Origin of the sequence: Lentibacter algarum (genome assembly GCF_018860975.1) — a bacterium.
Classification (GTDB): Bacteria; Pseudomonadota; Alphaproteobacteria; order Rhodobacterales; family Rhodobacteraceae; genus Lentibacter; species Lentibacter algarum_A.
Map to the genome: position 1 here is coordinate 781346 of NZ_JAHKQI010000008.1, position 20166 is coordinate 801511.

At 58.2% G+C, this 20166-nt stretch carries 22 protein-coding genes; 13 read left to right on the plus strand and 9 right to left on the minus strand.

The window, feature by feature from the left end; genetic code table 11:
• Genes KO498_RS13215 through rsmA form a run of 3 tightly spaced genes read left to right on the plus strand, consistent with a single transcriptional unit; the run spans nt 1 to nt 3024 of the window.
• On the plus strand, nt 1-1230 hold the full coding sequence (locus KO498_RS13215) for a peptidylprolyl isomerase (RefSeq protein ID WP_215960346.1): 1230 nt from the start codon (nt 1-3) through the stop codon (nt 1228-1230).
• A gap of 55 nt (nt 1231-1285) precedes the next feature.
• Complete coding sequence (gene pdxA / locus KO498_RS13220) at nt 1286-2188, plus strand: 4-hydroxythreonine-4-phosphate dehydrogenase PdxA (RefSeq protein WP_436835940.1); 903 nt, start codon at nt 1286-1288, stop codon at nt 2186-2188.
• On the plus strand, nt 2185-3024 hold the full coding sequence (rsmA, locus tag KO498_RS13225; RefSeq protein ID WP_215960348.1) for a 16S rRNA (adenine(1518)-N(6)/adenine(1519)-N(6))-dimethyltransferase RsmA: 840 nt from the start codon (nt 2185-2187) through the stop codon (nt 3022-3024). Before pdxA ends, rsmA begins: the two co-directional genes overlap by 4 nt.
• A 91-nt stretch (nt 3025-3115) precedes the next feature.
• On the opposite strand, the gene KO498_RS13230 is transcribed toward rsmA, so the two are convergent.
• The 3 genes from KO498_RS13230 to prfA form a co-directional block, all read right to left on the minus strand.
• Nucleotides 3116-3679, minus strand: coding sequence for a DUF4167 domain-containing protein (locus KO498_RS13230; RefSeq protein WP_215960349.1), 564 nt, complete (start codon nt 3677-3679; stop codon nt 3116-3118).
• A gap of 210 nt (nt 3680-3889) precedes the next feature.
• Nucleotides 3890-4723, minus strand: coding sequence for a peptide chain release factor N(5)-glutamine methyltransferase (prmC, locus tag KO498_RS13235; protein ID WP_354667663.1), 834 nt, complete (start codon nt 4721-4723; stop codon nt 3890-3892).
• The gene (gene prfA / locus KO498_RS13240) at nt 4720-5772 is read right to left on the minus strand and encodes a peptide chain release factor 1 (protein ID WP_215960350.1); all 1053 of its coding nucleotides are present in this window, start codon (nt 5770-5772) and stop codon (nt 4720-4722) included. Before prfA ends, prmC begins: the two co-directional genes overlap by 4 nt.
• On the opposite strand from prfA, the gene KO498_RS13245 reads away from it, so the two are divergent.
• Nucleotides 5737-6144 carry a hypothetical protein gene (locus KO498_RS13245; RefSeq protein WP_354667664.1) on the plus strand — a complete coding sequence of 136 codons (408 nt, stop codon included), beginning with the start codon at nt 5737-5739 and terminating at the stop codon, nt 6142-6144. The genes prfA and KO498_RS13245 overlap by 36 nt on opposite strands.
• Here KO498_RS13245 and KO498_RS13250 read toward each other — a convergent pair.
• Genes KO498_RS13250 through KO498_RS13265 form a run of 4 tightly spaced genes read right to left on the minus strand, consistent with a single transcriptional unit; the run spans nt 6091 to nt 9843 of the window.
• The gene (locus KO498_RS13250) at nt 6091-6486 is read right to left on the minus strand and encodes a DUF1499 domain-containing protein (RefSeq protein WP_215960352.1); all 396 of its coding nucleotides are present in this window, start codon (nt 6484-6486) and stop codon (nt 6091-6093) included. The two genes, KO498_RS13245 and KO498_RS13250, sit on opposite strands and share 54 nt — an antisense overlap.
• A gap of 36 nt (nt 6487-6522) precedes the next feature.
• Nucleotides 6523-7491, minus strand: a complete 969-nt coding sequence (gene speB, locus KO498_RS13255) for an agmatinase (RefSeq protein WP_215960353.1) — start codon at nt 7489-7491, stop codon at nt 6523-6525.
• 18 nt (nt 7492-7509) lie between these two features.
• Nucleotides 7510-8673: a M20 aminoacylase family protein gene (locus KO498_RS13260; RefSeq protein WP_215960354.1), complete on the minus strand. Its 1164-nt coding sequence runs from the start codon at nt 8671-8673 to the stop codon at nt 7510-7512.
• A 12-nt stretch (nt 8674-8685) separates the two neighbouring features.
• Entirely contained in the window at nt 8686-9843 is a 1158-nt protein-coding gene (locus tag KO498_RS13265) for a M20 aminoacylase family protein (RefSeq protein ID WP_215960355.1), read from the minus strand.
• Between the two features lie 62 nt (nt 9844-9905).
• Here KO498_RS13265 and mazG point away from each other — a divergent pair, with 62 nt between their 5' ends.
• Both mazG and KO498_RS13275 read left to right on the plus strand, forming a co-directional pair.
• Nucleotides 9906-10721 (plus strand): nucleoside triphosphate pyrophosphohydrolase, encoded by an 816-nt coding sequence (mazG, locus tag KO498_RS13270; protein WP_215960356.1) that lies wholly within the window; start codon nt 9906-9908, stop codon nt 10719-10721.
• An 86-nt stretch (nt 10722-10807) separates the two neighbouring features.
• Nucleotides 10808-11818, plus strand: coding sequence for a Fe(3+) ABC transporter substrate-binding protein (locus tag KO498_RS13275; protein WP_252731408.1), 1011 nt, complete (start codon nt 10808-10810; stop codon nt 11816-11818).
• A 48-nt stretch (nt 11819-11866) separates the two neighbouring features.
• On the opposite strand, the gene KO498_RS13280 is transcribed toward KO498_RS13275, so the two are convergent.
• Nucleotides 11867-12754 carry a hypothetical protein gene (locus KO498_RS13280; RefSeq protein ID WP_215960358.1) on the minus strand — a complete coding sequence of 296 codons (888 nt, stop codon included), beginning with the start codon at nt 12752-12754 and terminating at the stop codon, nt 11867-11869.
• 131 nt (nt 12755-12885) lie between these two features.
• On the opposite strand from KO498_RS13280, the gene KO498_RS13285 reads away from it, so the two are divergent.
• Together KO498_RS13285 and KO498_RS13290 are read left to right on the plus strand one after the other, a co-directional pair.
• Nucleotides 12886-13830, plus strand: coding sequence for a nucleoside hydrolase (locus KO498_RS13285; RefSeq protein ID WP_215960359.1), 945 nt, complete (start codon nt 12886-12888; stop codon nt 13828-13830).
• Nucleotides 13827-14273: a GNAT family N-acetyltransferase gene (locus tag KO498_RS13290; protein WP_215960360.1), complete on the plus strand. Its 447-nt coding sequence runs from the start codon at nt 13827-13829 to the stop codon at nt 14271-14273. Before KO498_RS13285 ends, KO498_RS13290 begins: the two co-directional genes overlap by 4 nt.
• Before the next feature lie 5 nt (nt 14274-14278).
• Here the strand turns inward: KO498_RS13290 and KO498_RS13295 are convergent, their stop codons facing one another.
• Nucleotides 14279-15154 (minus strand): DMT family transporter, encoded by an 876-nt coding sequence (locus tag KO498_RS13295; RefSeq protein WP_215960361.1) that lies wholly within the window; start codon nt 15152-15154, stop codon nt 14279-14281.
• 115 nt (nt 15155-15269) lie between these two features.
• Between KO498_RS13295 and KO498_RS13300 the strand changes: the two genes are divergently transcribed.
• The 5 genes from KO498_RS13300 (at nt 15270) to eno (ending at nt 20149) form a co-directional block, all read left to right on the plus strand.
• A complete protein-coding gene (locus KO498_RS13300) occupies nt 15270-16517 on the plus strand; it encodes a cation:proton antiporter (RefSeq protein WP_215960362.1) in 1248 nt (415 codons plus the stop codon).
• Nucleotides 16517-17359, plus strand: coding sequence for a PhzF family phenazine biosynthesis protein (locus KO498_RS13305; RefSeq protein WP_215960363.1), 843 nt, complete (start codon nt 16517-16519; stop codon nt 17357-17359). Before KO498_RS13300 ends, KO498_RS13305 begins: the two co-directional genes overlap by 1 nt.
• 57 nt (nt 17360-17416) lie before the next feature.
• Nucleotides 17417-17839 (plus strand): Fur family transcriptional regulator, encoded by a 423-nt coding sequence (locus KO498_RS13310; protein WP_215960364.1) that lies wholly within the window; start codon nt 17417-17419, stop codon nt 17837-17839.
• Between the two features lie 67 nt (nt 17840-17906).
• A complete protein-coding gene (locus KO498_RS13315) occupies nt 17907-18788 on the plus strand; it encodes a DMT family transporter (protein ID WP_215960365.1) in 882 nt (293 codons plus the stop codon).
• Between the two features lie 86 nt (nt 18789-18874).
• The gene (gene eno, locus KO498_RS13320; protein WP_215960366.1) at nt 18875-20149 is read left to right on the plus strand and encodes a phosphopyruvate hydratase; all 1275 of its coding nucleotides are present in this window, start codon (nt 18875-18877) and stop codon (nt 20147-20149) included.
• Nucleotides 20150-20166: the final 17 nt, after the last annotated feature.

Here is a 20166-nt window from a genome sequence, read left to right on the forward strand (position 1 = left end):
ATGACCAAATTCTCACCGTTCAAGTTGTTGGGCTTTGGCCTGTTGGCCTTAACGATGGCGTGCTTCAGTGGCGCCTCGGTGCAAGCGCAGAACCTGTTCAAACCTGCGATCAAAGTGAACGACAAGGTGATCACCGGATTTGAGCTTCAGCAGCGTGCCCGTATGTTGCAAGTGTTCCGCTCGCCCGGCGATCCGACCACGGAAGCCCGCAAGCAACTGATCGAGGAACGCCTCAAGATTGATGCGTCCGAGGCCAACGGAGTGCTGCCATCGCGGGGCGAGATCGAAGCCGGTATGGAAGAGTTTGCGGGCCGTGCGGGCATGACCACCGAGCAGTTTTTAAAGGCCCTTCAGGGCGCAGGCGTCGAGGCGCAATCATTCCATGATTTCGTGTCTGCCGGTGTTGCTTGGCGGGGCCTGGTGCGAGCCAAGTTTGGCAGCCGCGTTGAAGTGAACGACGGCGACATCGACGCCGCGCTGAACGCGACCGGAGGCTCGAATGTGCGGGTGCTGTTGTCGGAGATCATCATTCCGGCGCCGCCCCCCCGTGCTGCGCAGGCACAGGCGCGAGCCGAGCAGATTTCAAAAGGGGCGTCTTTGCAGGCCTTCGCCAGTGCGGCGCGCAAATACTCGGCGTCGCCATCACGCGGGCGCGGCGGCAAGCTTGACTGGATGCCAGTCACCCAACTGCCGGCACAGCTGCGCCCTCTGGTGCTCGGGCTTGCCCCGGGTCAGGTTAGCGAGCCGATCCCTATTCCCGGTGCGATTGCGCTGTTCCAGATGCGTGCCATCGAAGAAGGCAAGACTGTCGCGCCCGAATATTCAGCCGTAGAATACGCCGCCTATTACATTGCTGGCGGGCGCTCACCAGAAGCTTTGGCGACGGCCAAAAAGCTGCGCAGCCGTGTTGACACATGTGATGACCTATACGGTGTTGCCAAGGGCCAGCCTGAGGAAGTTCTGGAGCGCGGTGCCAAGGCTCCGGCAGAAATTCCCACGGATATTGCGATGGAACTGGCGAAGCTGGACAAGCATGAAATCTCGACAACGCTGACACGGGCCAACGGGCAAACACTTGTGTTCCTTATGCTTTGCGGGCGCACTCCGAAAGTTGCCGAAGGCGTAGAGCGAGACGAGATCGGCCTTGGGCTGCGCAACCGTCGCCTGAGCAGCTATGCTGATGGCTACCTTGATCAACTGCGCACAGAGGCGCGGATTGTTGAATACTAGGCCCATTGCGCTCACCGGTGGCGAGCCGGCGGGTATTAGCCCCGAGCTTGCACCTATGGCGTGGGCAGCGCTGAAAAGCGAACTGGCTTTCTGCTATCTTGGCGACCCTACGCACCTGCCTGCGGGCACCATTTTCGAGCTTGTCCAAACCCTTGCTGAAGCCAGCGATGTCATGCCGCGCGCCCTTCCGGTGTTGGCGCATGACTTTGGCACTCCGCGTGTTGCCGGAGTGTCTGACGCGGGCCACGCCGAACATGTGATCGAGGTTATCAAGCAGGCCGTCGGGCTGGCGTTGAGCGGTGAGGCCTCTGCGGTCTGCACCCTGCCCATCAACAAGAAAGCGCTCAAAGACGGGGCGGCTTTTGCCTTTCCCGGTCACACCGAGTTTCTGGCACATCTGTGCGGCGGTGGGGAAAGCGTGATGATGCTGGCCTCGCCCGAGTTGCGGGTTGTGCCCGCGACGATCCACATTGCTTTAGCCGATGTGCCGAGCGTTTTGACGCGTGACAAGCTGCGCCATGTTATCGAAGTCACTGCCGCTGATTTGCGCAGGCGTTTTGACATTGCTGCGCCAGTGCTGGCGATAGCTGGGCTGAACCCGCATGCGGGCGAAGGCGGCGCTATGGGCACTGAGGAGCTGGACTGGATTGCGCCGCTACTTGATGACATGCGTGCCGAAGGATACGCGCTTGCAGGCCCCCTGCCCGCCGATACGATGTTTCACGCCGCCGCGCGCGCGCGTTATGATGCGGCGATTGCGATGTATCATGATCAAGCGCTGATCCCGATTAAGACACTAGATTTTGACCGCGGCGTAAACGTGACGCTTGGCTTGCCAATTGTGCGCAGTTCGCCAGACCACGGCACGGCTTTTGACATCGCCGGAACGGGCAGAGCCAACCCCTCTTCGACCATTGAGGCGCTGAAGCTGGCGTGGACTATGGCGGGCAAATCATGAGCCGGATCGACAACCTGCCTTCTCTGAGCGAGGTGATAAAAGCGCATGAGCTGTCAGCCCGAAAAGCGCTTGGTCAGAACTTTCTACTTGATCTCAACCTGACGGCCAAGATCGCGCGGCAAGTCGGTGATTTGGCTGGCTCTGACGTGCTTGAGATCGGCCCCGGGCCGGGCGGTCTGACACGCGGGTTGCTATCTGAGGGCGCACGCAAGGTTCTGGCCATCGAGAAAGACCCGCGCTGCATACCTGCGCTTGACGAGATTGCCGCCGCTTACGAGGGGCGCTTGCAAGTGATCGAGGGGGACGCTTTGCAGGTTGACCCATTGCAGCACCTGACACAGCCCATCCGCGTGGCCGCGAACCTGCCCTACAACATCGGCACCGAGCTTCTGGTGCGTTGGCTGACGCCGCAAGACTGGCCGCCGTTCTGGGAGAGTCTGACGCTGATGTTCCAGCGCGAAGTTGCCGAGCGTATTGTCGCCAAACCGGGCAGCAAGGCTTACGGGCGTCTGGCGCTTTTGGCGCAGTGGCGCGCCGATGCGCAGATTGTGCTGACTTTGCCGCCTGAGGCGTTTTCCCCTCCACCGAAGGTGCACAGCGCTGTTGTGCATCTCACTGCCTTGAAAGAGCCGCGCTATGAGGCCGATGCCAAGGTGCTTGAACGGGTGGTTGCCAAAGCCTTTAACCAAAGGCGCAAGATGCTGCGTGCCGCGCTCAAGGGCTTGGCACCTGACTTGGAAGACCGTTTGATCGCCTCGGGTATCAAGCCGACAGACCGCGCTGAAGTGGTCGGGCTTGAGCAGTTTTGCGCACTGGCGCGCAACGTCGCCAGCTAACACGACAAAAGAAAAACCCCGCTGCTTGAGCGGGGCCTTGTGAAGCTACGATTGTTGAAGCTACGACTGTGAAGATACGACTGTGTAGTCTTTATTCAGCGGCTTCCGGGCCCGCTTCAGGGCTGGCATCCGGTTGCGCCTGCGGCTGTTCGCCATCGTTTTTCTTGCGGCGTGGCTTGCGCGGGCGCTTGGGCTTTGGTGCCGTTTCTTCCGGCGTTGCAACCAAACCGCTGTCGCCTGCAACATCGGGCTGAGGGGCCGAGGCTGGATCAGTCGGTTGCTGAGCCTGTCCGCTATTTGACTCGCGTTCCTGACGTTCGATGCGCTCGTTGCGCTCGCGGTCACGCTCGGCTTGGCGGTCACGGTTCTGGGCTTCTTGTTGCTCGCGTTTGGCTTCCTGCTCGCGCATGGCCTCGGCCAGCAAGCGCAGGTAGTGCTCGGCGTGCTGCTGGAAGTTCTCGGTTGCAACGCGGTCACCTGCGAGTTGCGCATCACGCGCCAGCTGGTTGTATTTCTCGATGATCTGTTGCGGCGTGCCGCGCACTTTGCCTTCTGGCCCCGAGCTGTCAAACACCCGATTGACGACATTTACGCCCGAGCGATTGTTATTGTTGCGGTTGTTCTTCGACCGCGAACGCGATTTTGATGATCTCATGTTTTCATAGCCTAGGCTTGTTAAGTGGCCTTTGTTTGATTTGCGAACATGCTGAGCACATTTGACACAAATCCAAAGATTTCTGGCTTGGGTGTATGCGGGACCGTCACCAAGGACATCCACCGCTTACCCCTTCAGTAACCATGCCAGCGCATGATTCACAAGGCCCAAATAGGTAAATTGCCTATGTTTAGGGCGATTTACCCCTATTTAGGCGGGTTTATGCGCGCTGACCACGCGATCACGGCTATCGAGGTCGGGTAGAACCTGAACCTGCGCGAGCCCTGCATCTGCCATCATTTGCGCGACTTGTGCACCCTGTGTCGGGCCGATCTCAACTAATATCCGCCCGTTTGGCTTAAGAAACCCCGGCGCTTGGGCGCAGATCCTGCGGTAGGCCGTGAGGCCATCGGCTTCATCCGTGAGCGCCATACGCGGCTCGTAGGTGAGTTCAGGCTCGAGTGTCAGCATTTCCTCAGCGGTAACATATGGCGGGTTAGAGACGATAAGGTCATAACTTCCGCGCACGACAGAAAACCAGTTAGACACCTCGAAGCTACATCTATCAAGCACAGCGTGCTCTTTCGCATTTACATTTGCAATCACCAGCGCAGCCTCGGAAACATCTGTTCCTGCCCCAACGGCTTCAGACCGCTCCGCCAGAAGGGTGACAAGAATACAGCCCGAGCCTGTGCCAAGATCGAGCACCTCTTCAAACGGCTCTGAAAGCGCCGCCTCGATGAGAGTTTCAGTATCGCCGCGCGGGTCAAGCACATCTGGTGTGATTTTGAAATTTCGCCCGTAAAACAGGCGGCTGCCAAGGATATGCGACATCGGCTCGCGTTCTGCGCGGCGCCTTACGTTGGTCCAGAATTGATCAAGCTGCTCTGCAGTTAGCTCGTCACGCAGGTGGAGCGTCATTCTGGAGGGCTCAACAGACAAGGCCTGTGCCATCAGGTTTCTGGCGTCCTTCGGAGCTGAGGTGATCTGGGCCGCCGCCATCACGGCAACCGCATCGGCGATCTCCGCAGAGGCCTGCGTCACCCGTTCATCTCCGCGAGCAACTGCGACTGATGATCGGCTATCAGCGCGTCGATGATCTCGTCCAAGTCGCCCTGCATGATCGCGTCAAGCTTATAAAGGGTGAGGTTGATCCGGTGGTCACTCATCCGCCCTTGGGGGAAGTTGTAGGTGCGGATGCGCTCGGAACGATCACCGGAGCCGACCTGTTCGGCGCGGTTGGCGGAGCGCTCGTCATGCACTTTCTGGCGCTCGGCATCAAACAGGCGGGTCTTGAGCACCTGCATCGCGATCTCGCGGTTGCGGTGCTGTGATTTCTCGGAACTCGTCACAACTATGCCTGACGGGATGTGGGTGATGCGCACAGCAGAGTCCGTGGTGTTCACGTGCTGCCCACCCGAGCCAGAGGCGCGCATGGTGTCGATGCGAATGTCGTTGGGGTGGATTTCAATATCAACATCTTCGGCTTCCGGCAGCACGGCTACAGTCGCCGCCGAGGTGTGAATGCGCCCGCCGGATTCTGTTTCGGGCACCCGCTGCACGCGGTGCACCCCGCTCTCGAACTTGAGGCGCGCAAACACGTCTTGGCCGGACACACGCATGACAGCTTCCTTGATGCCGCCAAGTTCGGTGCTGCTTTCTTCAAGCATCTCGACCTTGAAACCACGCGCTTCGGCGTAGCGGTGATACATGCGCAGCAAGTCTCCGGCAAAAAGCGCCGCCTCGTCACCGCCGGTTCCGGGGCGAATTTCGATCAGGGCGGGCCGCCCGTCAGCGGCATCTTTGGGCAGCAGAGACAGTTGCAGCGCCGCCTCGGCCTCGGGCAAGGCGCGGCGCAGCTCGGGCAGCTCTTCCTCGGCAAGCTCTTTCATTTCGGGGTCAGCGAGCATGGCCTCGGCTTCGGCGATGTCACTCAGCAGCACGCGGTAGGCCTCGATCTGCTCTACAACGGGGCGCATATCGGAGTATTCTTTGGCCACGGCCGCAATATCAATATCGCCCCCTTCGGCCATAGAAGCCTCAAGGAACTGGAAACGTTGGATGATCTGCTCAAGGCGCTCTGTGGGAACCATATGCAGAGATGTGGATTATTGCGCGCGTTTGGTCAAGCTGCGAGTTGGTGCTATACTTGGCGTATGTTTAGGAATCCATCCATCATACTGCTGCTGGCTGGCTTGAATTTGGCAGGCTTGCATTTGGCGGGCCCGGCTTGGGCTGATCAAGAGTTCAACGGCAAGACCGTCGACTGCTATTGCACAGACAAAGCCGGAAGCCGGGTTGAGCTTGGCGAGCAAATTTGTTTGCAGGTTGATGGCAAGATGTTCATGGCGCAATGCCAGATGTCGCTGAATGTGCCGATGTGGCGCAAGCTATCGGATGGCTGCATGAGCTCAGAGCTGGTCGATCCACCGCTCCAGTCGTTTGGCATTAACGCCAAAATCTGAACGCCCGAAGCGCAGGCGCGCGTGCATGATCAGATTTTGACCGTCTTGCTTAACCGTGGTGTAATCCGGAAAGCCCCAGAACGCCGTGCGGCTGATGTAAGTGATCATCCCCTCGTCAACACCGCCAGCAACAACTTTGGTGCGCGGCTCGGCTTGGGCAATCTTATCCAACGCCGCTAAGCTGCCCTCGGCAACCCTGATCGCGCCACCTTCAAAGTCGCGCTCTTCAAGCCCGTCACGCAACACATGAAACCGTGTGGCGCTGCTCGGGGCGAGACGCACATATATGCCAAAAGCCAACACCGCAACGACCAAAAGGCCGATAATCAAGCACAACTTCATGGGCTTTCCTTTGGTAAAATACTCGAAACCTTTGGGTCAGCCTTTGCCAAGTTTCCGCCAGCCGAGCAAGCAGATAATTTCCATTGCCACATGCGCCCCTGCGACAGCCGTTGCACCTGAGGGGTCAAACGGCGGGGAAACCTCAACAATGTCACCTCCGACGATGTTGATACCGGCCAAGTCCCGCAGGATGATCGAGGCCTGCCCCGAGCTTAACCCGCCCCAAACCGGTGTTCCCGTGCCAGGCGCAAAGCCGGGGTCGAGGCCGTCGATATCAAAGCTGAGGTAAGTCGGCTTGTTGCCAACAATCTCGCGCGCTTTCTTAGCCACGGCAACAGGGCCGGTTTCGTGCACCTCGCGCGCGTCGATTATGTTCACACCGAGCGTGTCATCGTTATGGGTTCGAATACCGATCTGCACCGAGGTTTTCGGGTCAACGATGCCGGATTTTACCGCTTTGTAAAACATGGTGCCGTGATCAACGCGGCTCATGTCGTCGTCGGCCCAGGTGTCGGTATGGGCATCAACTTGAATGAGCGAAAGCGGCCCGTATTTCTCCGCATATGCCTTCAGGATCGGGAAGGAAATGTAGTGATCGCCGCCCAAAGCCACGCTGGCAGCACCGGAGGCCAGAATTGTCCGGATGTGGCGCGTGAGCGCATCGGGAAAGGCCGGAATATTGGCATAATCAAACGCCAGATCGCCGTAGTCGATGATCTTGAGATCATCCAGCGGGTTAAACCCCCAGCCGTAGGGCGCATCGGGGCTCTGCAACGCGCTCGCCTCGCGGATTGCCCTTGGCCCGAGCCGTGTGCCAGGCCGGTTTGTGACGGCTTGATCAAAGGGAATGCCTGTGACCGCCACGTCAACACCCGCGAGGTCTTTTGTGTAGCGACGACGCAAGAACGACAGCGCGCCGCCAAAGGTGTTTTCATAGCTCACACCACGGTCATCTTTGCGGGTGAATGCCTCATCGACGAATTTGCTTGAATCTTCCAGTGCCATGTTTTGCTCTCTTCTATCTCAGCCCAAGGGGGCCGCTTTTTCCACCAGCCGCGCCAGAAAGCTGGCACCGATCGGGGCGATTTCGTCGTTAAAGTTATACGCCGGATGGTGCACCATCGGCCCGTCGCCATTGCCGACAAAGGCATAGGTGCCCGGGCGTTGCTCGAGCATGTAAGAGAAGTCTTCGGCAGCCATCATCGGTTTGGTTTCGTCTGTTACCATCGCGTCGCCAACGACTTCGCGCGCCACCTCGGCGGCGAAGGCTGTTTTGGCCGGGTCATTGACAGTCGCGGGATAGCCGCGGTCGTAGTCAAGCACCGCCGTGACGCCAAAGCTTGCCGCCTGCCCCGCAACGATCTCGCCCATGCGCTGTTCGACCATGTCGCGAACGTGTGGATCAAAGGTGCGCACTGTGCCGCAAATGCGCGCAGTGTCGGGGATAATGTTTGTCGCTGTGCCGGTGTTGATCTGGGTGACCGAAACAACCAGCCGCTCTTGCGCGTCATTGTTGCGACTGACGATGGTTTGCAGCGCTTGCACGATGCTGGCGGCCGCGACGACGGGATCAACCGTGGTATGTGGCATCGCGCCGTGCCCACCAACGCCGTTGATGTCGATGTAAAAACTATCGACGGCTGCCATGATCGGCCCTGCGACCATGCCGATCAGTCCTGCTTCAAGGCCGGGGCCGTTGTGGATCGCGTAGACTTCATCCACACCGTATTTGTCCATAAAGCCCTCTTGCACCATGGCCTCGCCGCCGCCGCCGCCCTCCTCGTCGGGCTGAAAGATCAGCACGACTTTGCCTTTGAAGTTGCGGGTCTCGCTCAGGTATTTGGCCGCGCCGAGCAGCATCGCTGTGTGGCCATCATGGCCGCAAGCGTGCATTTTGCCGGGGGTTTTGCTGGCGTAATCAAGCCCTGTAATCTCGTCCATCGGCAGCGCGTCCATATCGGCGCGCAGGCCAATCGTTGGCCCCTCGCCCTGCCCCTCGATCACGGCGACAACACCGCTTGTCGCCCAGCCCGTGCTGATCTCGGTGATGCCAAACTCCTTGAGACGCTCGACAACAAAACCGGCTGTTTCGTGGCACTCGCGGCCCAGTTCCGGGTTCATATGAATGTGACGGCGCCATGTTTTCATTTCGTCGGCAAGGCCGGCTATGCGGTTGATCACGGGCATGTTGAGCTTCCTTTAGCTGTGCAGTGTTTCGATAAGGCGGGCAAAGAATGACGCACCGATGGGAGAAATTTCATCATTGAAATCAAACTCTTGGTGGTGAACGGAGGGGCCTATACCCTGCCCGATGAAGTAAAACGCACCGGGGCGTTTGTTGAGCATGTAGGAGAAATCCTCGGCGCCCATTTCAGGCGGCAGATCGGTGATCACCAGCTCCTCACCGACAACTTCGCGCGCGACGGCGGCTGATTTTTCAACCTGCGGCGCGTGGTTCACTGTCGCCGGGTATGAGCGCTCGTAGGCGACCACAGCCTCCATCTCGAAACTCGTGGCCTGTGCTTGAGCGATCTCGTTGATCCGACGCTCGGCCAAGTCACGGTTGTGCTCGGAAAACGTGCGCGTGGTGCCGCTGAGTTTGATCTCGTCAGCGATGATATTGCTGGCTGTGCCACCGTGGAACTGCGTCACGGAAATCACGATGGGATCAATCGGATTAGAGTTGCGTGCTGCTATCGTTTGCAGCGCAAGGCCGGTGCTCATCGCGGCGATCATCGGGTCTTTGCAAGTGTGCGGATAGGCAGCATGCCCGCCGACGCCCTTGACGGTGATCTCCCACTCATCCACAGCGGCCATGATCGGGCCAGCGGCGGTGCGCAGCTCGCCTGCAACGGCGAAAGGATCAGTGTGCAAGGCATAGACTTCGTCGATGCCAAAGCGCTCCATCATACCCTCTTCAACCATGATACGGCCGCCACCGATCGCCTCTTCAGCGGGCTGAAAGATCAGCGCAACTTGGCCCTTGAAGTTGCGTGTCTCAGAGAGGTATTTGGCCGCGCCAAGCAGCATGGCGGTGTGGCCGTCATGGCCGCAGGCATGCATTTTGCCGTCGATCTTGGAGGCCCACTCGGCACCGGTTTCTTCCTGCATCGGCAGCGCATCCATGTCGGCCCTGAGGCCCGTGCAAGGCCCCTCGCCAGTGCCCTTGATGATTGCCACGACACCTGTGCGTGCGATGCCTTCATGTACTTCGTCGACGCCGAATTCCTTGAGGCGCTTGACCACAAAGGCCGCTGTCTCGTGGCAATCAAGCGCCAACTCCGGGTTCATATGAATGTGCCTGCGCCAGCCGGCCATTTCATCGGCAAAGCCAGCGATGCGATTTATAACGGCCATGTCTTGCGCCCCTCGTGTGCTCGTTTACCCTAGGAGTGAACACCGAAGAGAAAGCAGGCGCAATGGCTGATCATACACTTATCAACGACCCGCAAGGCGGCATCCCGCGGCTGCGCGAGATCATGCGAGCGCTGCGCGACCCTGACAGCGGCTGCCCTTGGGATATCGAGCAAACTTTTGCCAGCATTGCGCCCTACACCATCGAGGAGGCCTATGAGGTTGCTGACGCGATTGAACGGCAAGACTGGACAGAGCTGAAGGGCGAGCTGGGGGATTTGCTGTTCCAGTCGGTTTTTCATGCGCAGATGGCTGAAGAGGCCGGAATGTTCAATCTTGATCAGGTGGCTGACACCATGTCTGACAAGATGGTTGCGCGACACCCGCATGTGTTTGGCAGTGAGAGCCGCGACAAGTCAGCCGAGCAGCAAACCCGCGACTGGGAGGCCATCAAAGCCGAGGAACGCGCCAGCAAAAACGAGGCCGGAGCGCTTGACGGTGTGGCTGTTGGGCTGCCCGCTTTGCTGCGCGCTTACAAGTTGCAAAAACGTGCGGCGCGGGTTGGGTTTGACTGGCCATCGACCGATATGGTCTTGGACAAGATCGTTGAGGAAGCTGGCGAAGTCATTGAGGCGCGCGATCGCCTCGGGCAGGCTGAACTCGAAGAGGAACTTGGAGATTTAATGTTTGTTTTAGCAAACTTGGCTCGACATCTTAAGGTAGAGCCAGAAGCAGCTCTACGCGCGGCCAATGCCAAGTTCACGCGGAGGTTTGGTCGGGTTGAGGCGCTTCTGGCCGCCCAGGGCAAGCGCCCCGAAGATAGCAACCTCACCGAAATGGACAGGCTCTGGGACCAAGCAAAGGCAGAGGAAAAAGCGTGAACTCATTCCTGATTTAATCATTCAGGTATTGACCTGACTAAATTTGTCGGATTAAAGCCTTTGTGAGACATATCTGGAGAATGACGATGTTTGACGCCCCTAAACTCACGCTTGGCCTTTTGGCTTGCTCGCTCGCCGCACCTGTGCTGGCTGACGAGATCAATATTTATTCCTACCGCCAGCCAGAGCTGATCAAGCCGCTGACCGATGCCTTCACGGCCGAAACCGGCGTCGATGTAAACGTGGCCTATCTGCAAAAAGGCATGATCGAACGGTTGCAAGCCGAGGGCGCGCGCTCACCTGCCGATTTGATTTTCACGGTTGATATTTCACGCTTGAACGATGCCGTTGAAGCCGGGTTGACGCAGCCAGTGACCAGCGAAACGCTGATCGCCAACGTGCCAGCGGCCTATCATGACCCTGACGGGCATTGGTGGGGCATGACAACCCGCGCGCGCATTGTTTATGCCAGCAAAGAGCGGGTGAAAGACGGTGAAGTCACCACCTATGACGACCTCGCCGACCCTAAGTGGAAGGGCCGCATTTGCACGCGTTCGGGCACGCATGCTTACAACGTCGCTTTGACCTCGGCTGTGATGCACCACCTCGGGACAGAAGGTGCGACGGCGTGGCTTACTGGGCTGAAAGCCAACCTCGCGCGCAAGCCACAAGGCAATGACCGCGCGCAGGTTAAGGCGATCTGGGCAGGTGAATGTGATATCGCTATCGGCAACACATATTACATGGGCAAGATGCTCGCCGACGACGAGCAAAAGGCCTGGGCTGACAGCGTGAATGTGGTGTTCCCGACGTTTGCGGGCGGCGGCACGCATGTTAACATCTCTGGCGTGGCCATGGTCAAGACTGCACCAAATGCAGATAACGCCTTGAAGATGATGGAATTCCTGAGCTCACCGGAAGCGCAAGAAATCTATGCGCATGCCAACTTTGAATACCCCATCGCCCCCGGCACGAAGGCCGACCCGCTGGTTGAAGGTTGGGGAAGCTTTGAAGCTGATGCCGTCAACCTGATGGACCTCGCAAAGCTGCGTAAGGATGCGATCAAGCTGGTTGAAACGGTTGATTTTGACGGCTGATTCTGACCGCTGAAAACACCGGAGGGGCGCGCCTGAGGGTGCGCCCTTTTACGTTGTTATCAGGGTGATTCCGCCCATTTCGGCAAGTCGGGATTTGTCGGCCTCATAGCGTTCATCAAGGCGGGCCTTTTGCGGATCGGTGAAATGGGTAAACCGCAAATCATCTCGTCGATCGGCATTGTCACGGATCACAGCTTGCCAAGCGGCGCGCTCAAGGGTTTGGCCGCTGCGATAGATCTCCTGCAACTGGTGCATTGCCGCGTCTGTGGCCGATGTGTTGAGGTCGCGCCTGGGCTCTTGGTAGGTTTCAGCCGCCGCCCCTGTTAACCTGCCGAGCAGCTCACGGCTTTTGCCACGAACAGCGTAGTCAACCACTGTCAATTGCTCGGGATCGAGCACATTGCGCAGGGCTTGCACGGTTTCGACCCAACCGCCTGAAAAATTGCTCATAGCCTCCGCGTGCTCGGCAAACGGCTTAACGGCATTGTCTTCGGCATGTTTGCGAAAGCCGGAGATGAACAGGTCATCATAGGGGCGGATCACAAAAACCACATGCGCGACTTTGCCGTCAATTGCCTCAAGCGCATCGCGAAACACTTGCAGGCGGGGTTTGCGGTTTGGATAGAGCTTGCCTTTGAAGAAATGCACGATCACGCCGGGCAGGTTTTCCTCGGACAAGATCAGTTTTGGCTTATCGGTGACTTGCTTTTTGAGGGTGCGCTTTACTTTGCCGACGAAGGCTTGCTGCTCGTCCGGCTTGTGGCGCGGGCGCGGCAGGCGCATGCGCAACTGCCCGTTAGGCGCGCCGTCGCGCCCCGGATAGGCAAGGTCGAACCCCTCACGGGCAAGCTGTTCGCGATTAACGGCCAGACAGTTCTGAAAACTCGAAGTGCCGGTGCGATGCGCGCCTGCGTGAAGGTAGATTTTCCTGCTCATAAGCTCTGTCCTGTGGTTACGCCGACTGTCAGCCAGAATGCGCGCATTTGCAACGGCTCATGGCGGTTCGTGGCGGCTTGCGGTGGACAAGGGGCGCAACTGTTGCCACTGTCTGCAAAAAAGGAGCAGCCATGAGCACGCCACGCAAGATCATCATCGACACCGACCCGGGGCAAGACGACGCCGTGGCCATTCTGCTCGCCCTCGCCTGCCCTGACGAGCTTGAGGTGCTCGGAATCACCTGTGTTGCGGGCAATGTGCCGCTGGCCCTGACGCAAAAGAACGCACGCATTGTATGCGAGTTGGCCGGCAAGCCGGAAGTCCGCGTGTTTGCAGGCTGTGACGCACCGCTGAAACGCAAGCTTGTCACCGCCGAGCATGTGCATGGCAAGACCGGGTTAGACGGGCCAGTGTTACCCGACCCTGTGATGCAACTTGAAAGCCAACATGCCGTTGATTTCATTATTGAAACCCTGCGCGCTGAACCTTCTGGAACCGTAACGCTCTGCCCGCTTGGGCCGCTGACGAATGTCGCAAAAGCCTTTGACCAAGCGCCCGATATTGCTGCGCGCGTGCAAGAGATCGTGCTCATGGGCGGCGGGTATTTTGAGGGTGGTAACATCACCCCCACCGCCGAGTTCAACATTTATGTTGATCCTGATGCCGCCAAGATCGTGTTTGAGGCCGGTGCGCCGATTGTGGTGATGCCGCTTGATGTCACACATAAGGCGCTTGTCACCAAGCCGCGCAATGACGCCTTTCGCGCCCTGGGCACGCCTGTCGGGCTGGCCGTTGCGGAAATGACCGATTTTTTTGAGCGCTTTGACAAAGAGAAATACGGCTCGTCGGGGGCACCTTTGCACGACCCTTGCGTAACGGCGTATTTGCTTAAGCCCGAGCTTTTCACCGGGCGGCATATCAATGTCGAGATCGAAACCGTTTCGGAGCTGACCCTTGGCATGACTGTCGCAGATTGGTGGCGTGTTACGGAACGCAAGCCCAACGCAACATTCATCGGCGACGTCGACGCTGACGGCTTTTTTGCGCTGCTCACAGAAAGGCTGGCACGGCTATGAAACTGCTACACATTGCGCAGGTTGATGACCTTGAGAAGCTCTTGCCACTTGTAGAGGGCTTCCACGCTCACCAAGGTATCGAGATGAGCTATGAAGCGCGGTTAGGCGCGTTGCAACCGCTGCTTGAAGGTATCCCGCAGGGCGTTTGCTACCTGATCGGCCCACGCAAGGCACCAGTTGGCTATATTGTTGTTTCCTTTGGATATTCCGTCGAGATGGGCGGAATTGATGGAATGATTGATGAGTTTTTCATTCGTGAGAAAGTGCGCAAGCGAGGCATGGGCAGTGAAGTCTTGATGACGCTGCTTCCGGCACTGCGCGAGCATGGTGTCAAAGCGTTGCACCTTGAAGTTGACCGCGCCGATGAAGGCGTGCAGCGGCTTTACCGGAAGGCCGGATTTGAACCGCGTGAGCGCTACATGCTGATGACCCGAACGCGCTAGAGCACTTAGCGCCGGTTGATCAACACGAGGCCGACGGCAACAAGAACAAGCCCGCCGATGATTTCGGCGCCGATAGGTTCATTCAAAAACATCCAGCCGAGCGCCACGCCGCAGACCGGAGACAGGAAGCTGAACGAAGCCACGCCGGACGCGGGGTAAATTTTGAGCAGCATGAACCACATCAGATAGCCAAAGCTGGCAACGGCGAGCACTTGAAAGGCGAGGCCCGCATAGTGAATGAGCTGCGGCTCCCGCACCAACGGGCCGAACAGCGGTGCAAGCAGCAAAAGCAACGGCGCCGAGAGAAAGAGCTGCCAGAACAGGCCGACTTCGGGCGGCTCCTGCCCCAAAGAACTGAGGCGCAGAACCAGCGCGATACCGCCCCAAGTGAGCGCAGCACCAAGTGCGAGAAAGTCCCCTTTCAGGCTCGCGTGTTGGCCGGACGGGTCAGCCAGAACCCACACGACACCCGCCATCGCCAGCACAAGCCCCAAGCCGCGCGCGGGGGTGAGCCGCTCACCCGGCAGCGTAAAATGCGCCGTGAGGGTGAGCCATACCGGCATCGAGTAAAAGATGATCGAAGCGCGCGACACGCTGGTGAAATCAAGCGCCAGATAGAGGCAGACAAACTCGGCGGTGAACAGAAGGCCTAAAAGACCTGCTGCGTTGTAGTGTTTGCGATCAATGCGGGGCGAAATGCGCCGATAGCGCATCCACGCCAGCATTACGACAACCGCCAGAACCGAACGCAAGCCAGCCATAAACACCGGTTGAAAGCCCGCATTGGAGACCTTTATCACCACTTGGTTAAAGCCAAGGACGATGGCGAAAGCCGTAAGGGCTATGGCGCCGGCTTTGTCGATTTGATCACGTCTTTGCATGTGCGCATCTGGTCGCGTAGCGCTGGCAAGGTCAAGCCGTAAAGCGCCGTGCTGGAAAAGCGCTTGCGCCCGTGTTAGGCGGGGTCATCACGCGCGCGAACAAACAGGCAGGCACATGGATATTTTACAAATTACGTCGATGCTCATCGTAACGGCGGCCGCTTTCGGGGCGATCAACTATCTCTTCCTCAAACTCCCGGCATCCATCGGCATTCTGGTTGTGGCATTGCTTGCATCTTTCGTCGTGTTGGGCACCGATCTGATTTGGCCGCAGCTGACAATAGCCGAGGAAATGCGCTCGTTTATCCTTGGTATTGATTTCTCGGATGCGCTGCTTGAGGGCATGCTGGGGCTGCTGCTCTTTGCCGGCGCATTGCATGTGAAGCTCTCTGATCTGAAGACAGAGTGGCGCGTTGTTTTCTTGATGGCGACGATGGGTGTGGCGCTTTCGACTGTGATCGTCGGGTTCGGGTTTTCGTGGCTGACTGGTGCGCCGATCATGATCGCGCTGGTGTTTGGCGCGCTGATATCACCGACTGACCCTGTTGCCGTGCTTGGCGTTTTGCGCGAGGCCAACTTGCGCAAGAGCCTTGAAACAAAGATCGCCGGCGAGTCCCTGTTCAACGACGGTGTTGGGTATGTGGTGTTTCTGGTGCTTGTGGGCTTGGCGTTTCCCTCCACACACCATCACGACACCGGCCTTGCGGCTGCGGCGCAATTGTTCTTTCAAGAGGCTGTCGGCGGCGCCGTCCTCGGCATTGTGCTCGGTTGGCTGACGTTTCGCCTCATGCGACGGATCAACGACTACTCGCTTGAGGTTCTGATCACCCTCGCGTTGGCTTTCGGCGGCTACCAGATCTCGCTTTATCTGCACGCCTCCGCGCCGATCATGGCGGTTTGTGCCGGGTTGTTCATTGGTGATATCGGCTCAAAACACGGGATGAGCGAAGAGACACGCAAGTATGTTGAGGCTTTCTGGAAGCTGATCGACGAGATTCTCAACGCCGTGTTGTTCTTGCTCATCGGCTTTGAAGTGTTTGCTGTGGCGTTTGAAACCAGCTTTGTGGTCACGGGAATCGTTTCTATCGGGCTGGCGCTTTTTGCGCGGCTGGCTGCTGTGGCCGTGCCGGTGTTGATGTTGCAACCGTTTCGGTCTTTCTCAAACGGGGTGATCCCGATCATGACATGGGGGGGCCTCAAGGGCGGTATTTCGGTTGCGCTGGCGCTGTCCCTGCCTGACAGCGAGTGGAAGCCGATGGTCCTGGCCGTCACTTACATCATCGTGATTTTCTCGATCGTCGTTCAGGGCCTTACTGTCACCCGTGTTGCCAACCGGTTTGGCCGCGAGCCGGACTTGATGTGATGACGCGGTATTCCGTTTTTGACGTTTTCTCTGATGCGCCTTTTGGCGGCAACCCTTTGGCTGTTATCCATGACGCCCAAGAGCTGCCTGAAGCCACGCTGCAAAAGATCGCGCGGGAGTTCAACTTCTCGGAGACGGTGTTTTTGTACCCGCCCGTTGCCTCTGCGCACACTGCCCGCGTGCGGATTTTTACGCCGACGATGGAGATCCCCTTCGCGGGGCATCCGACGATCGGCACCGCTGTTGCCTTAGCACAGGCGGGGGCTGGGCCTGACATGGTGCTTGAGCTAGGCGTTGGGCCGATTGTTGCCAAGGCCACAGCCGAGCGCGCCGAGTTTCACACGCCGGTTCCGCTGAGCATTATGGCCGAGCCGGACCCTGCCCTTGTGGCGGCAGCATTGGGGTTGAGCGGTGATGACATCAGGGTTGATACGCACACGCCGGTGTTGGCATCTGTTGGCCTGCCTTTCACGATCACAGAGCTGAAGACCCGAGAAGCCTTGGCGCGCTGTGTGACTGACATAACGGCCTTTCGCAAAGGGGCTGCTCTGCATGAAGGCGCGCTTGATTTTGCCCAGTTTGCCTATGTGCGAGAGGGCAACCACGTTGATGCGCGGATGTTCGCTCCGCTTGACAACATGCCCGAAGACCCGGCCACCGGCTCGGCCAGCGCGGCACTCGGAGCTTTGCTGGTGAAGCTGTCAGGCGATCCGGTTGACCTCAGCATTTTGCAGGGCGAAGACATGGGCCGCCCCTCGCAGATCGGCCTTGGGGCTGACACCGAGGGCGTGACGATTTCGGGCGCAGCGTGCCTAGTTATGAGCGGAACACTGCATCTATAGGCTGGAAAAGCAGCACGGATTTCGCTAGATTCGGCGGTGTATGTTAGTGGGGCGAAGATGAACGACACAACAACCATCATCGAGCGTTGCGAAGCCAAGGGCTTGCGCATGACAGGCCAGCGCCGCACCATTGCGGCCGTTCTGCAAGACAGTGAAGATCACCCCGATGTCGAAGAGCTATACGGGCGAGCCTCAACCCTTGATGATGGTATCTCTATTGCCACGGTTTACCGCACGGTGAAGCTCTTTGAGGAGGCCGGAATACTCGACAAGCTGGAGTTCGGCGACGGGCGCGCCCGCTACGAAGACGCCAAACGCGAGCATCATGATCACCTGATTGACATGACCTCCGGCGAAGTCATCGAGTTTGTCGATGCCGAGATCGAAGCCCTGCAAGAGAAGATCGCCCAGAAGCTCGGCTATGAGCTTAAGGGACACCGGCTTGAGCTTTACGGTGTGCCGCTAAAGAAAGACAGCTAACGCGCATTTTGCTTGCACCTTTTTGCCAATAGGCAGACAGACGAATAGCAACACTTTCGGATCTCTCATGAACAATCTTCGCGGCATTCTCCTCATCACTTTGGCTATGGCGGCTTTTGCGATCGAGGATTCGTTTATCAAAGCCCTGTCAGGAACAGTGTCGCGTGGGCAGATACTGCTGATGCTTGGCGCTGGCGGCGCGCTGGTGTTCTTCCTTTTGGCTCTGCGCAAGGGCGAAAACGTGATTGCCAAGAACACATTCTCCAAGGCACTCATCTGGCGCACCCTGTCAGAGTCTGTCGCCGCGCTGTTCTTCATCACATCGCTTTCGTTACTGCCGCTCTCGACTGTTGCTGCCGTTTTTCAAGCTACACCATTGGCAATAACCCTCGGCGCGGCCTTGTTCATGGGCGAGCAAGTTGGTTGGCGGCGCTGGAGCGCGATCATTGTTGGGTTCATCGGTGTTTTGATCATCATCCGCCCGGGGTTTGAAGGCTTTCAACCGGCCTCATTGTTTGTGATCATAACAGTGTTCGCCATTGCGGCACGCGACTTGCTGACACGGCTGATACCTGAAGGCACCTCTTCAACAGTGGTGTCGTTTTACGGCTTCTTGTCGTTGGTTATCGCCAGCCCCGCACTATTGGCTGTCTCTGCAGCGCCGCGGGCTTTGGCCGGCTTCGAGCTTGGCTACATCCTCGCGGCTATCTGCTTTGGCGTGGTTGGATACTACATGATCGTCGCTGCCATGCGCACCGGTGACACGGCGTCGATCATGCCGTTTCGCTACACACGGCTGATCTTCTCGATCATCCTTGGCGCTGTGTTCTTTCGCGAATCCCCTGATGCGCTCACATACCTCGGCTCTGCGATTGTGATCGGCTCTGGCCTCTATACCTTCCTGCGCGAGCGGCAATTGGCCAAAGTTGAGGCGCAGACAGCTCTATAAAAGCTCATGTTAGCGCTACAGAGGTTGCGCCCCCGTGTCAGGGCGCTAAGACCTTGCACGACTTCTCTTTATGCAAGGACATCGCCATGAGCACGATCATCGACATACACGCCCGCGAAATTCTCGACAGCCGAGGCAACCCGACTGTCGAAGTTGATGTGATCTTGGAAGATGGCACGATGGGCCGCGCGGCTGTGCCTTCGGGCGCGTCAACCGGTGCCTATGAAGCCTCCGAAAAACGCGATGGCGACAAGAGCCGCTACTTGGGCAAGGGTGTGCTTGAGGCCTGTGCGTCTGTGAACGGCGAGATCGCCGAAGCCTTGGTTGGTGTTGATGCCACCGAGCAAGTCGCCATTGACGCCGCGATGATCGAGCTTGACGGAACGCCCAACAAATCCCGCCTCGGGGCCAATGCGATTTTGGGTGTCTCGCTCGCTGTGGCCAAAGCCGCTGCCGATTACTGCAGCCAACCGCTGTTTCGCTATGTCGGCGGCACCTCGGCGCGCACCCTGCCCGTTCCAATGATGAACATCATCAACGGCGGCGAGCACGCAGACAACCCTATCGACATCCAGGAATTTATGATCATGCCAGTCAGCGCGACCAACATTCGCGAGGCTGTTCGCATGGGTGCGGAAGTGTTCCACACGTTGAAAAAGGAGCTGACGGCGGCTGGCCTTTCAACCGGTATCGGCGACGAAGGCGGCTTTGCGCCAAACATTGCCAGCACCCGCGAGGCGCTTGATTTTGTTTTGAACGCGATCAAAAAAGCGGGCTACAAACCGGGTGAAGACATCTACCTCGCTTTGGATTGCGCGGCGACAGAATACTTCGAGAACGGCAAGTATGAGTTCAAAGGCGAAGGCAAATCGCTCTCGCCTGCCGAGAATGTCGACTACCTTGCCGCGCTCTGTGATGACTACCCGATTATCTCGATCGAAGACGGTTGCTCGGAAGATGACTGGGAAGGTTGGAAAGCCCTGACAGACAAACTCGGCGGAAAGATCCAGCTGGTGGGCGACGATCTCTTCGTGACAAACCCCGAGCGCCTGCAAATGGGCATCGACCAAGGCTGCGCCAACTCGATGCTGGTGAAGGTCAACCAGATCGGCACGCTGTCTGAAACGCTCAAAGCCGTCGACATGGCGCACCGCGCGGGCATGACCAACGTGATGAGCCACCGCTCGGGCGAGACCGAAGATGCAACGATCGCCGACTTGGCTGTTGCCACAAACTGTGGCCAGATCAAAACCGGCTCACTGGCGCGGTCTGATCGGTTGGCGAAGTATAACCAGTTGATCCGCATCGAGGAAGTCCTCGGTGAAACAGCGCAATACGCAGGCCGCTCGATTTTGAAGTAAGACAATCTCGATTTGGT

Bases quoted from the DNA above. Each gene is read 5' to 3' on its own strand.
- KO498_RS13290 (WP_215960360.1), top strand. From the start codon at position 13,827: ATGAAACTGCTACACATTGCGCAGGTTGATGACCTTGAGAAGCTCTTG.
- rsmA (WP_215960348.1), top strand. From the start codon at position 2,185: ATGAGCCGGATCGACAACCTGCCTTCTCTGAGCGAGGTGATAAAAGCG.
- prfA (WP_215960350.1), bottom strand. From the start codon at position 5,772: ATGGTTCCCACAGAGCGCCTTGAGCAGATCATCCAACGTTTCCAGTTC.
- KO498_RS13295 (WP_215960361.1), bottom strand. From the start codon at position 15,154: ATGCAAAGACGTGATCAAATCGACAAAGCCGGCGCCATAGCCCTTACG.
- KO498_RS13230 (WP_215960349.1), bottom strand. From the start codon at position 3,679: ATGAGATCATCAAAATCGCGTTCGCGGTCGAAGAACAACCGCAACAAT.
- mazG (WP_215960356.1), top strand. From the start codon at position 9,906: ATGGCTGATCATACACTTATCAACGACCCGCAAGGCGGCATCCCGCGG.
- KO498_RS13265 (WP_215960355.1), bottom strand. From the start codon at position 9,843: ATGGCCGTTATAAATCGCATCGCTGGCTTTGCCGATGAAATGGCCGGC.
- KO498_RS13285 (WP_215960359.1), top strand. From the start codon at position 12,886: ATGAGCACGCCACGCAAGATCATCATCGACACCGACCCGGGGCAAGAC.
- KO498_RS13250 (WP_215960352.1), bottom strand. From the start codon at position 6,486: ATGAAGTTGTGCTTGATTATCGGCCTTTTGGTCGTTGCGGTGTTGGCT.
- pdxA (WP_436835940.1), top strand. From the start codon at position 1,286: ATGGCGTGGGCAGCGCTGAAAAGCGAACTGGCTTTCTGCTATCTTGGC.
- KO498_RS13275 (WP_252731408.1), top strand. From the start codon at position 10,808: ATGTTTGACGCCCCTAAACTCACGCTTGGCCTTTTGGCTTGCTCGCTC.
- eno (WP_215960366.1), top strand. From the start codon at position 18,875: ATGAGCACGATCATCGACATACACGCCCGCGAAATTCTCGACAGCCGA.
- KO498_RS13305 (WP_215960363.1), top strand. From the start codon at position 16,517: ATGACGCGGTATTCCGTTTTTGACGTTTTCTCTGATGCGCCTTTTGGC.
- speB (WP_215960353.1), bottom strand. From the start codon at position 7,491: ATGGCACTGGAAGATTCAAGCAAATTCGTCGATGAGGCATTCACCCGC.
- KO498_RS13280 (WP_215960358.1), bottom strand. From the start codon at position 12,754: ATGAGCAGGAAAATCTACCTTCACGCAGGCGCGCATCGCACCGGCACT.
- KO498_RS13315 (WP_215960365.1), top strand. From the start codon at position 17,907: ATGAACAATCTTCGCGGCATTCTCCTCATCACTTTGGCTATGGCGGCT.
- KO498_RS13260 (WP_215960354.1), bottom strand. From the start codon at position 8,673: ATGCCCGTGATCAACCGCATAGCCGGCCTTGCCGACGAAATGAAAACA.
- KO498_RS13310 (WP_215960364.1), top strand. From the start codon at position 17,417: ATGAACGACACAACAACCATCATCGAGCGTTGCGAAGCCAAGGGCTTG.
- KO498_RS13215 (WP_215960346.1), top strand. From the start codon at position 1: ATGACCAAATTCTCACCGTTCAAGTTGTTGGGCTTTGGCCTGTTGGCC.
- KO498_RS13300 (WP_215960362.1), top strand. From the start codon at position 15,270: ATGGATATTTTACAAATTACGTCGATGCTCATCGTAACGGCGGCCGCT.